Raw genomic sequence first — 11,807 nt, 5'->3', positions numbered from 1 at the left:
TCGAGTGAAAATAGCTATCAAAAATCAGCATAATTTTCAGTTGACTGAAAATAAAAATGGTAAGGATTAGCTCAGTTTTTTTCGAGGAGATGTGAGAGATGACTGGTTGTTTTAAGGGTTAGTACTTTCAATTCTCCAAAATCTAATGCACTTTCGTGTGATTTTTTTGATTTTTGCGATGCGAAAGCTTATCGTCAGCGGAATTTATCAAGGGTCAGTCTTATTTTTCTCTAATAAATCCCGTTATTTTTTCTTTGATTTCAGATGATATTCTATATTTTTGCCTATTTTTGTCTATTTTTCTATTTTTTTAATTTTTTGTGAGTTTTTTCTTTACAAAATGGCTTAGAAGTGCTATGATATTAGTTATGTTAATTTGTTTCAATCTTTCCTGTTATGATTAAAGCAAATTAATCCCCCAACTAGATTTCTTGCTGAGCTTGACTCCGAGGGATCTAGTTTTTTTATTTTCAGCTTCTGATTTATTTGTTTTTTTGTGCTAAAATATGAAAAGAAATCATTTTTGAAAAGAGAAAACTATGAATCATATTGCACTTTTTGAGCCTCGTATCCATTTCAATACAGGGAATATTGCACGGACGTGTGCGGCAACAAACACCGTGCTTCATTTGATTAGACCGTTTGGTTTTGAGATTACAGATAAGCATCTAAAGCGTGCTGGACTTGATTATTGGGATAAAGTGGAAATTATTTATCATGATAATTTGCAAGATTTTATGTCTTGTGTTGATGGAAAATTGTATTTGGTCAGTAAGTTTGCTGAGCAGGTTTATTCAGATATGGATTATTCAAATTCAGATGAGAATCATTATTTTTTGTTAGGCCGAGAGGACACAGGACTACCTGAGGCATTCATGAATGAACATCGTGAAAAATGCGTGAGAATTCCGATGAATGATACACACGTGCGCGCATTAAATCTCTCGAATTGTGCTGCGATGATGGTTTATGAAGCTTTACGTCAGCAAGATTTTAAAGGGCTTGAATTGGTTCATACGTATGATCATGATAAACTAAAAAAATGACCCGTGGGTCATTTTTTTATCGTTCTGTAAGCACTTGTGTTTTGATTTGTGCTTCTTCTGTGTTTTTTTGTTGTACTTTTTTATGATTGAAGATGAGGTTTAAAATAATGGCCGAAGCTGTACTCATAACAATCCCGTTTGAGATGAAAGGTTGTATCATATCTGGAAGACTAGAAAAGAGTTTGGTTGAATCAAATCCAACACCCATAGAAATTGAAACCGCGACAATCAATAAATTTTGGTTTCCTTCAAAATTGACCGTTGAAAGCATCCGAATCCCTTGAGTTGCAACCATTCCAAACATGATTAGCATTGCTCCGCCAAGCACTGGACTTGGGATTAATTGAGCAATTGCGGCAAATTTTGGTAAAATTCCGATCAAAAGAAGGAATGCTGCGGTGTAATAAAGTGGTTTTCTGTTTTTAATTCCTGATAATTGGACAAGTCCGACGTTTTGTGAAAATCCTGTATAGGGAAAAGTGTTGAAAATTCCGCCAAGAAAGACTGCAAATCCTTCAGCGCGGTAACCATTGCGCAGCCGTGTTTCTGAGAGTGATTCACCCGTGATGTCAGCGAGTGCAAGATAAACACCGGTAGATTCGACCAGTGACACAACTGCGATGATGATCATCATCACACAATCTGCGATATAAAATTTTGGTGCTGCAAAGTAAAAGGGTTGTGGAAGATGTAGCCAAGGTGTTTGAAGCACAACATGGGGGTCCACAAGTCCCATTGCAGCTGCAAGTAGAGTTCCTGCAACAAGTCCAATCAAAATCGCAATGGAGCGAATAAATCCTTTTGTAAAAATATTGATGAATAAGATGATAAGAATGGTGAATGATGCGAGCAATAAGCTATTTGCGGTTGGTTTTGCTACGTTATTTCCCATATTTCCAATCGCTACTGGAATGAGACTTAAACCAATCGTTGTAATGACGGAGCCTGTTACGATTGGCGGGAAAAGTTGACGAATTTTTGAGAAAATTCCTGAGATGAGCATCACGAAAATCCCTGAAACAATCAATGCGCCAAACATTGCTCCAGCGCCGTGCCGTTCTCCAATCATAATCAGCGGAAAAACTGATTGAAACGCAACACCAAGAACAACAGGCAATCCAATCCCAAAATGGCGACGCAATTGAAGTTGTAAGAGTGTGGCAAGTCCACACATGAAAATATCCGTTGAAATGAGGTAAGTCATTTGTTCTGGTGAGTATTTCAAGGCACTTGCAATCATAATCGGGACAAGTATTGATCCTGAATACATGGCGAGTAAGTGTTGCAGACCTAAAATTGCGGCTTGTGAGTGACTATTTTCATTTTTTTGAAACATGAATTTTTCCTTTTTGAGTCTTTTATTTTGTGAGGGCATCAAATGACGCATCATCTGCTGTTGCAAATTTGATTTTTCCGTCTTCAAATGCACTAATTCGTGCAAGTGAGGTCATTTTTAGGCCCTTTTCAAGTAGGCGTGTGCGACCAGTTTGGAAAGATTTTTCAATTACAATTCCTACTCCTACGGGCGTTGCTTGTGCTTGTTCAATCAAATCGAGTAAGCCAAGCGCAGCTTGTCCATTGGCAAGAAAATCATCAATAATCAAAACGCGATCATTTTTTGTAAGAAATTGTTTCGAGATGGATACTGTTGAGGTGATTTGTTTGGTAAAACTAAACACTTCGGTGGTCAAAAGTTCGTCATTCATCGTGATATTTTTTGCTTTTTTTGCAAAAATCATGGGAACATTTAGATTGGCTGCAGTATAAAGTGCTGGAGCGATGCCGCTTGCTTCTATTGTGACTACTTTTGTGATGCCACTTGATTTGTAAACGTCGTAAAAACGCTCTCCAATCGCTTTCATCAGTTGATAATCGACTTGGTGTGTCAAAAATTGATCCACTTTTAAGATGTCTTGACCTAAAATTTTTCCGTCAGTGATGATCCGGTCTTCAAGTAATTTCATGGGTTCTCCTTTGGGATGAAAAATACCCTGTCAGTACTGACAGGGCGTTTTTTGCGCAAAAAACAATCGAAAATGGTATTTTTTTACCGTTATCGTGTGCTTATTGTCTCGTATTTGCGGTGACGAGGTAGAAACGCCCAGCCATATTCTGGGTATAAATAAGTATTTAATTTAAATTTTTTTAGATGGCGTCGCCATTCCAGATGGAATTTTTAACAACGACGTAATCCACTTTTGTCAGTGCTGACAGATCTCGTCCTCCTGCATATGAAATCGAACTTTGAAGATCTTCTTGCATTTCAGTCAATGTATCTTTCAAATGTCCTTTGTGTGGCAGTAAGATTTTTTTTCCTTCGACATTTTTATGCTCACCTTTTTGATATTCAGAAGCTGAGCCAAAGTATTCTTTGTAGAGTTTTCCATCAATTTCAACGGTTTTTCCTGGCGATTCTTCGTGAGCAGCAAATAAAGAACCAATCATTACGAGTGTGGCACCCATGCGGATGGATTTTGCAATGTCGCCGTGGGTACGAATTCCTCCATCAGCAATGATGGGTTTACTGGCGGCCTTTGCACACCACTTGACTGCTGCGAGTTGCCAGCCTCCTGTACCAAATCCTGTTTTGACTTTCGTGATGCACACTTTTCCTGGACCAATGCCTACTTTTGTTGCATCTGCTCCTGCATTTTCAAGCTCACGTACAGCTTCTGGAGTGCCGACATTTCCTGCAATGACAAAAACTTGTGGCATCAGTCGCTTGATGAGCTGAATCATTTCAATCACTGAATTCGCGTGACCGTGTGCAATATCAATCGTGATAAATTCAGGAATGATCGCTTTTTCAGACATCTCGCGTACAAAAGCATGTTCATCAGCTTTGACACCAACGGAAATTGACGCAATCAGGTGCTGTGCTTGCATTTTTTCAATGAATGCTAGGCGGTTTTCTGCTTCAAAACGGTGCATGATATAAAAATAACCATTTTTTGCAAGCATTTCAGCAATCGAATCATCGATAATGGTTTGCATATTCGCTGGAACAACTGGAATTTTAAACGTGTAATTTCCCAGTTTAACACTGGTATCGGCTTGTGAGCGGCTATCAATCACGCATTTGTTTGGGATGAGTTGAATATCTTCATAATCAAATACTGCATTTAAATTATTCATTGTGACCTCTTTAATCATGGAATGACAGAAAAATACCGACCTGACCAAATGTGGCCTCGCTAGTTTGACAAAAAAATTTCTGTACGTCAAACCTTCCATCACATATTTTATCGTAATTGCATTAAAAAGGAAACAAAATTTCTGTCAGTACTGACAGAAATCATTTTATTGTTCGGAAATAACTTTTATTCTTATCAAAAAATTACTTTCTTGTTCGTGGAAATCTAAAGCGATATAAAAAGTAAAATGCACCTTCGTAAAAGCCGCCAAACACTAAAAATAAGTGCATGAAAAATTGCTCAGGCAAAACCGTAATGATCGGATCTTTTGCAGGATCAAAAAGCCAAGTGCTGTCAGCAAAGAGCACTTCATGAAATAAGATAAAGAATTGATCAAATCCAATTAAAAACGCAATCAGCGCAATCAAGATCGGAAAAATCATCAAAAAACGAAGGGCATTGTGAAAAACAAACCGCAGATGCTCTTTCACAAAGAGAATCACAGCAGGAAATAACACCAAAATCATTCCCATCACAAGCATAAATAAGCGCTTCACTTCAGAAAAATGTTGCAATCCGTCTTTTGAGGAGGGGAAATCTGGCAAATGCAACTGCGGCACCCAAGGATTGAGTAAATAATTCATCAAAACCAAATAATTGTGCCAAAGCGCACGTGAACTCACTTGCGCTGCTTGTGCCAAATGATCTGTGTACATTTCAATTCTAAAGAGCGGAATTGAAAACAAAATCGTCAAAAAAACTGCCCCTGCAATGATCCAAAGGAGCGTCAGAAAAAAGATGATGCGGTCTCGCATTTTTTTCACTCCTTAATTAAAGTTCCCATTCATCAAGACTAGCCACGACATAGGTCGGAGGAACTGGCAAATGCGGCACCTCACTTGGTTTTGTAAATCCTGTCGTCACAAGTAAGCTATCAATCCCATTGTCTAATCCAGTTTTTATGTCTGTCAAATAATTATCACCGACCATCAAAAGTTCTGACTTGTCACAGCCGATCTTTTCAATCGCTTTGTCAGTAATGACAGCTTTTGGTTTTCCGATAATCACAGGTTTCACGCGCGTTGCAGCTTCTAAGAGTGCGATGATCGCACCAGCACCAGGTAAAAAACCGCGTTCACTTGGTAAATTTAAATCAGGATTTGTGCCAATGAAAACAGCCCCATTTTGAATTGCAAATGTCGCTAAAGCCAGCATTTCGTAGGTCAAATCACTATCAAGCGCCACGACAACATAAGCTGGATTTTGACGCTCTTTTTTATATCCAGCCTCATAAATCGCCTCTTTAAGTCCATCTTCACCGATAATATAAACCGTCTTTTCAAGCCCCAAATCATCCATATAATCCACTGTTGCAAGACTCGCCGTATAAATCGTTTCTTTTGGCGTATCAATATTAAATTGCGTTTTCAATCTTTTTTGAACAATGCTTGGACTTTTCGTCGTGTTATTTGTGAGAAAAAGATAAGGAATGTTTTTTTCTTGTAAGCGATGAATAAACCGCTCTCCAGCAGGAATCCGATCATTTCCCATATAAATCGTCCCATCCAAATCAATCAAATAACCAGTGTAATGCTTCATTTTTTTCTCATTTCTTTCTAAAAATTTTTCTGTCAGTACTGACAGAAATTATTTCCACTCAATTTCAATTTGTGTGCTGTCATGATTGAGATTATGATGACTCACAAGCCCTTTAAAAAGCAATTTTCCAACAATATCATCCCCAAAAAGCACTTCATGATTGTATTTAATCGCAATGTGTTTTGGTTCATGTGTCGCACGAAAATCAAAATCAATCATGTCACATGCCCAATCAAAATACTTTGCATTGTTCACATGACCATTCATGTCCAAATCAGAAAAACGCACAGGATAACGCACTTGACTTGCCCCCTCAAACACTTCCGCTTTCAAAAATTTGTGTGGACGAATGATTTTACTGATCTTATCTGAGGCATACGGAGCAACAATATCATCTGCCACACGCTCAATTTTGCGACTTTCTTGATCCATCAGCACCCAAGTTGATTTGATTTCAACCAAAAGATTTCCATTTTCATCTTTGAAAGTAAAATTGCGATAGCAAAAGAAATTATTATAACTTGTCGCCTGCGTTTCAATCGTGATTTTTTCACTAAAAACAGGCAATCGTGTGATGTCAAGTTCATACTCAATCACTGCCCAAAAATAATGATAATGCTCAGAAACCCAAACGTCAGATCGTCCTAAAGAAACGGATTGTTCTCCAGAAATTTGAAGCGCAACCGCCAATAAACTCGAAATTCTCATTTTTTTAAACCGATCACTCTCGTAAAACGGTACAATATAATCTTGTTGATAACGAATTCCCATCATTTTTCCCCTGATTCTTTTAGTATCCTCTATAATCATAACAAAAAAAAGAGGAACTGTCAGAACTGACTCCTCTTTTTTGAATTAAATTTGAGTGCAGGAAATCTTTAACGTCTCCAAAAGCTGTTCTTCATAAGGTTCTTTTGCATGGTATTCATTGATATACTTGATTTCTTTTACCCCTGCTGCCAAAATCAATTTCAAACACGCTAAACACGGAAAAAGTGTTGTATATAAAATCGCTCCTTCAGGTGAAACCCCATGTTTTGCAGCCTGAGCAATCGCATTTTGTTCCGCGTGAACCGTTGCAATACAATGCCCATATTTATCCTCTAAACAGCCCACATCAGTACAATGTGGCATTCCAGAAACTGCACCATTATATCCTGTAGATAACAACTGTCCATTTGGACTTACCAATAAAGCACCCACTTGTGCATGCGTACACGTAGAGCGCTTAGCGACTACTTCTACGATCTCTTTAAAATACTCATCTCGCGTCGGACGAACAAATTCACCACTCATCAGTAACCCTCTTTCATTGATTCGATTGAATTTATTATACCACAAAAAGAGATTAGTCTGCTTTTTTCTTTAATCGAAAACTTCCTGTGATAAAGTAAAATGGAATCGCAATGATTAGAGCACCAAGCCCCCATAAGAGATTGACCCAAGCTGTTTGAAAAAGGATCCACAAAGAAACTAAGATGGCCACAATTGGAATGAACCATCCCAACGGAAGGTTAAATCCTTCTTTACTTTTAAGTTTAGTCCGTGAAAAAACGATGACGGCAAGACAGGTTGGAATGTATTGTGCAAATCGCGAAACTGCAGAAATCAATGCTAATTGGGTGAATGTTCCTGACCACGCAATAATCAAAACGACCACCGCTGAAATGATAATTGACACCCAAGGCGCATTGTATTGATTGCGCCGTGCAATCATTTTTGGCATCATCCCGTTTTCAGCAAGCGACACACCTGAGCGCGGCGTTGTGTATGAACTCGCAATCAAAAGTCCACCCGTTGACAAAAGTGTTCCAGCAGCAATCAAATCCCAACCAAAACTTCCAGCAAACACTTTAAACGCCTGTTGGATTGGAACAGCACTTGACGCTGCTACTTTTTGTCCCAAAACTCCTATTGTCACCGTTTGAATCAAGATATAAAATGCCGCTACGACAAGAACTGTCACAATCAATGCTCGTGGAAGATTTTTCTTCGGATTTTTCATATCACTCGCAGCAACAACCATTCCCTCAAATCCTGTAAATGCATAAAAGAGCGTCAATGCTGCAACACCAAAACTTCCAGAATGGTAACTTCCCCCAGGAAACAACGGGGTGAAATGACTCCCTTTGATAAAGAAAATTCCAATTGCGACAAAAAGAATCAAGGGAACTAATTTTGCTACCGTGACCGTATTAATCACGACTTTTGACAACCGCACTCCGGACGCATTGACAATGGCAAGAACAATTACAAGAAAACTAGTCATTAAGATTTTTCCAGCAGTTGTTGCAAAAAATGGCACGATTGATCCTAAGACTGTTGTGAAAGCTACCGCCATTGTTGCCTCAGCGATGATGCGAATGGCCCAGGTCACAAATCCAACCTCAAACCCAATAAATCCTCCAAAGGCATCCTTTGCATAAAGATAAGGTCCGCCATCCCGATCAAAATAACTGGCTGCATTAGCAAAACAAAGTGCGATAGCGATGACAAGTAAAGCATCAAAAATAAGAACAAAAATACTTGCAGCACCGATAAGCTGAACTCCAGAAGCAGGTAAAAGAAAAATTCCTGATCCAATTACTCCAGTAATTCCATACAGTAAAATGGACCAAAAGCCCATTCTTTTTACGACATCTTTTTGATTTTCCATGAATTCGACATCCTTTATTTTATTTTTGACTTCGTTTGATAAAGTCTTTAAAAAGCATTAATTGGGCTGAATCTTCTTTCCACATGTTTTCTGGATGCCACTGGACAGCAAGAATATTCTTCTCAGATGATTCGACAGCTTCAATCACACCATCCGATGCAAAAGCTGTCGCGCTCAAAACGGGAGAAATCGCTTTAATTGCTTGGTGATGTCGTGAATTCACATACGCACGACTTCCTATCAGCTCATGCAAATGACTCTCGTTTTTGACAGTGACATGGTGCGTTGGAAAACTTCCTGGTGCGGTTTGAGCATGTTTGAGTAAGCTTTTGTTGTTTTGTACGTACAAATCCTGATATAGCGTACCGCCAAGGGCGACATTGATGACTTGTAAACCTCGACAAATGCCAAATATTGCTTTGTCAGCACTGACAGCAGCCTTAATCAAAGCCAATTCAAAACGATCACGCTTGTAATTCGTTCGTCCAAGCTCACAAATCGGCTCCTCGCCAAAAAAAGTGGGATCAATATCTGGTCCACCGGGAATGACAAGTCCATCAAAGAGTCCGACATAAGCGCGTGCTGCATCATCAACGTTTGTGAGGTCTTCTGGGAAAGGTAAAACAATCGGAATTCCCCCTGCTTGAAATATCGCTTCTTTTAAATCGTTAGGTGAAAAATCTGCACGATTTTGATTGATAACAACGGACGGCTCAATCATCTGATCTGCCGTAATCGCAATAATTACTTTTTTCATAATAACTGAATTTTAGCAAATTATCAGAACATTATCAAGAAAAAACATCATTTCTGTAGTAATAAGATGCAAAACACAATAAAAAAAGGACAACTGTCCTTTTTTGTGCGATTAATCTTTGATTCCAAGTAAGGTTTTCATTTGTGAAACCATAAGTTTTGCGTACGCATCTGGATCCGACGTTTTCAGTGCTGCCATTTGCGCCTGTTTTTCTTGTGCTGCTTTTGCAATCGCTTGTTTTTCTTGTGGCGTTTTCGCTGCTGCGATTTCAGCTTCTACTTGCGCTTTTTGTTTTGCTTCAAACTCAGGAGCTAATTTTTGCAATTGTTGCGCTTGTTCTGGTGTGAGGACAAGCCATGTATCTTTTGGTATTTTTGCAGTGATTTCTTTTTTGATTAACTCACCAGATTCCCCACCAATTCCAAACAAGAATTTCGCAAAATTGTTATCCCATTGATACGTTGTCGTTCGTGTCACTAATTGTGCAGTTTTCGCATTGGATACAAGTTGATAATTGGCTTTCTTTTTCGATGATTCTACGATATTTTTTGACATTTCATCAGAAATCCAAGATTTCAATGTACTTGATGCAGCTTTGTCAGAGGTATCCATCATTTTGACATTGCCAATGAAATTCACCGTTGTTTTACTGTCATTAGCTTGTGCTTTATACATCAAGATATAATTTCCAGAATCCGTCCCAAACGCTTGAGTCAACAACATTCCAAATGGTTGGGTAGTTCCTGCAGCGGAATAAATCGAAGTTTGTCTTGTTTTAGTGACTTCTTTCATTCCCCAGTGATTATTATCATGATAAATCAACCCAAACATTGACAAAAGTAAAAGTATGGTTGCAATTCCACCAAGGATATTTCCGACGGATCCTTTGACATAAAAGAATCCTACAATCATCAAAACAACTACTAAAATAATAATGAAAAGTATCATGAATTTTGACCTCCATTCTCAGCCATCTCTTGATCATTAGCTTCTCGGATAGGAGCTGGCGTAGTTTTTCCTTTATGTAAGAAAAGCGCTACAAAAATTCCTAACACGGCAAAGCCAAATGCAATTCCAAACGAAACATGGAATCCATTTAGTGAAGCTTGAATCATCTTATCTGCATATTGAAGTGGATTTGTCGTTGAGAGATGATGAGCGGGTTTTGTGCTATTGATCACATTGGTCGTAACTGAAGCTAAAATCGCAACAACAACAGAAGATGCAATCATCCGCACTGTATTATTTGAAGCAGAACCTTGTGCTGCTTTTTCCACTGGCAATGCATTCATCCCTGAGGTAATCAGTGGCATCATGATGAGTCCAATCGCAACAAACCGCACCCAATAAGTAATCGTGATAAAGGCTTCTGGCGTCGTTGCGGTCAAAAAGAGATAAGGTAAGGTTCCAATCGCTAAGAGAATAAATCCTACAAAACTCAATTTTTTAGCACCAAATTTATTATAAATTCCCCCAGCGATAGGTGACATTAACGCCATCATCACAGATCCAGGTAACAGTAACAATCCTGATTGCAAAGCAGTCAAGCCATGAACATTTTGGATGTATGTTGGGAGCATCATTTCAACCCCCATCATCGCCATCGTGTTAATCGCTGCTGCAATCGTTGTGACGGTAAATTGTTTGATTTTAAAGACGGACAGATCAAGAAACGGATCCGTCATGTGAAGTTGACGTCGAATGAAGAACACAATAATGATTAATCCAATAATAATTGGAGCGATAACACTTTTCACGTCTCCCCAACCATCATTTCCGACATTGGTGAACCCATATAAGAATAATCCAAATCCAAAAAGGGATTCGAGTAATGAAATCAGATCAAGTTTCATGTTCCGGTTTTGCAAGACATCTGCCATCAAAAATGGAGTTAAAACGGTCACAACGATCAGTAAAACAAAGGGAGCAAGAAAGAGTGTACGCCAATCGCCCAATTGTATAATTCCTAAAAATTTCGTATCTCCAGATAAAATCCATCCTCCATACGTAGGGCCAATTGCAGGAGCAAGGCCAATGACGAGTCCACCCATTCCCATAGGAACACCGATTTTTTCAGGAGGAAAAATATTTGTGATGACCGTCATCATCAAAGGTAATGAAATTCCTGCCCCCATTGCCATTACCACACGTCCCAAAAGGAAAATGTTGTAGTTGGAAGTAGGTGCAATCATTGCAATCAAAGTCCCAGCAGCTGTAAAGCCGTAAGCAATCATGAATAACCAGCGGGTCGGGATTTTGGTCGTCAAATAAGCTGAAACTGGAACCATGATTCCATTGGCAAGTAAATACCATGTGGTTGCCCCTTGTGCTGTGGAGAGGCTGATGTTAAATTTGTCCATCAAGGTGGGGTAAGCTGTGGACAAAAATGTTTGTCCTAACATTCCAGCAAATGTACCAACCAAAATCATCGCAAACATAATGTTTCTAAAATAGTGATTCCCGTGAATGTCTTTTGTATAATCTTTTGCTATTACCCGAATTGCTAGTTGATTATTTAGCCATGACTTGATACCCGATAGAATATCTTAAAGTCTCTGGTTCCAGTGATTTAGCTGATTTTAACAGTAAAGAATACGCTAAAAGTATCATCTCTA

At 38.8% G+C, this 11,807-nt stretch carries 12 protein-coding genes, 1 pseudogene and 1 riboswitch; of the genes and pseudogenes, 1 reads left to right on the top strand and 12 read right to left on the bottom strand.

Annotation, left to right across the window (positions count from 1 at the left end; genetic code table 11):
• Positions 1 to 539: 539 nt before the first annotated feature.
• On the top strand, positions 540 to 1,046 hold the full coding sequence (locus GHI93_RS11100; RefSeq protein ID WP_153497093.1) for a tRNA (cytidine(34)-2'-O)-methyltransferase: 507 nt from the start codon (positions 540 to 542) through the stop codon (positions 1,044 to 1,046).
• Between the two features lie 16 nt (positions 1,047 to 1,062).
• On the opposite strand, the gene GHI93_RS11095 is transcribed toward GHI93_RS11100, so the two are convergent.
• The 12 genes and pseudogenes from GHI93_RS11095 to GHI93_RS11040 form a co-directional block, all read right to left on the bottom strand.
• Positions 1,063 to 2,382, bottom strand: a complete 1,320-nt coding sequence (locus GHI93_RS11095; RefSeq protein WP_153497092.1) for a nucleobase:cation symporter-2 family protein — start codon at positions 2,380 to 2,382, stop codon at positions 1,063 to 1,065.
• Between the two features lie 22 nt (positions 2,383 to 2,404).
• Entirely contained in the window at positions 2,405 to 3,010 is a 606-nt protein-coding gene (locus GHI93_RS11090; RefSeq protein ID WP_153497091.1) for a xanthine phosphoribosyltransferase, read from the bottom strand.
• An 83-nt stretch (positions 3,011 to 3,093) separates the two neighbouring features.
• A riboswitch (purine riboswitch) is annotated at positions 3,094 to 3,192 on the bottom strand.
• Positions 3,192 to 4,181 carry a GMP reductase gene (gene guaC, locus GHI93_RS11085; RefSeq protein ID WP_153497090.1) on the bottom strand — a complete coding sequence of 330 codons (990 nt, stop codon included), beginning with the start codon at positions 4,179 to 4,181 and terminating at the stop codon, positions 3,192 to 3,194. (Overlaps the previous riboswitch by 1 nt.)
• A gap of 202 nt (positions 4,182 to 4,383) precedes the next feature.
• Entirely contained in the window at positions 4,384 to 4,995 is a 612-nt protein-coding gene (locus GHI93_RS11080) for a TIGR01906 family membrane protein (protein WP_153497089.1), read from the bottom strand.
• Between the two features lie 16 nt (positions 4,996 to 5,011).
• Entirely contained in the window at positions 5,012 to 5,779 is a 768-nt protein-coding gene (locus GHI93_RS11075) for a TIGR01457 family HAD-type hydrolase (RefSeq protein WP_153497088.1), read from the bottom strand.
• A gap of 48 nt (positions 5,780 to 5,827) precedes the next feature.
• The gene (locus tag GHI93_RS11070) at positions 5,828 to 6,550 is read right to left on the bottom strand and encodes an acyl-[acyl-carrier-protein] thioesterase (RefSeq protein ID WP_153497115.1); all 723 of its coding nucleotides are present in this window, start codon (positions 6,548 to 6,550) and stop codon (positions 5,828 to 5,830) included.
• 84 nt (positions 6,551 to 6,634) lie between these two features.
• The gene (locus GHI93_RS11065) at positions 6,635 to 7,075 is read right to left on the bottom strand and encodes a deoxycytidylate deaminase (protein WP_170272440.1); all 441 of its coding nucleotides are present in this window, start codon (positions 7,073 to 7,075) and stop codon (positions 6,635 to 6,637) included.
• Between the two features lie 52 nt (positions 7,076 to 7,127).
• A complete protein-coding gene (locus tag GHI93_RS11060; protein WP_153497087.1) occupies positions 7,128 to 8,435 on the bottom strand; it encodes an APC family permease in 1,308 nt (435 codons plus the stop codon).
• A 19-nt stretch (positions 8,436 to 8,454) separates the two neighbouring features.
• Positions 8,455 to 9,192 carry a gamma-glutamyl-gamma-aminobutyrate hydrolase family protein gene (locus GHI93_RS11055; RefSeq protein ID WP_153497086.1) on the bottom strand — a complete coding sequence of 246 codons (738 nt, stop codon included), beginning with the start codon at positions 9,190 to 9,192 and terminating at the stop codon, positions 8,455 to 8,457.
• Between the two features lie 111 nt (positions 9,193 to 9,303).
• Complete coding sequence (locus GHI93_RS11050) at positions 9,304 to 10,140, bottom strand: DUF4811 domain-containing protein (protein ID WP_153497085.1); 837 nt, start codon at positions 10,138 to 10,140, stop codon at positions 9,304 to 9,306.
• The gene (locus tag GHI93_RS11045; protein WP_246177111.1) at positions 10,137 to 11,630 is read right to left on the bottom strand and encodes an MDR family MFS transporter; all 1,494 of its coding nucleotides are present in this window, start codon (positions 11,628 to 11,630) and stop codon (positions 10,137 to 10,139) included. The genes GHI93_RS11050 and GHI93_RS11045 overlap by 4 nt, the downstream gene beginning before the upstream one ends.
• A 73-nt stretch (positions 11,631 to 11,703) precedes the next feature.
• Positions 11,704 to 11,807, bottom strand: a pseudogene (locus GHI93_RS11040) (IS982 family transposase); the annotation flags it as partial.

Origin of the sequence: Lactococcus hircilactis, from assembly GCF_009601015.1 — a bacterium.
Lineage (GTDB): Bacteria > Bacillota > Bacilli > Lactobacillales > Streptococcaceae > Lactococcus > Lactococcus hircilactis.
This window is presented reverse-complemented; position numbering and strand designations above follow the sequence as displayed.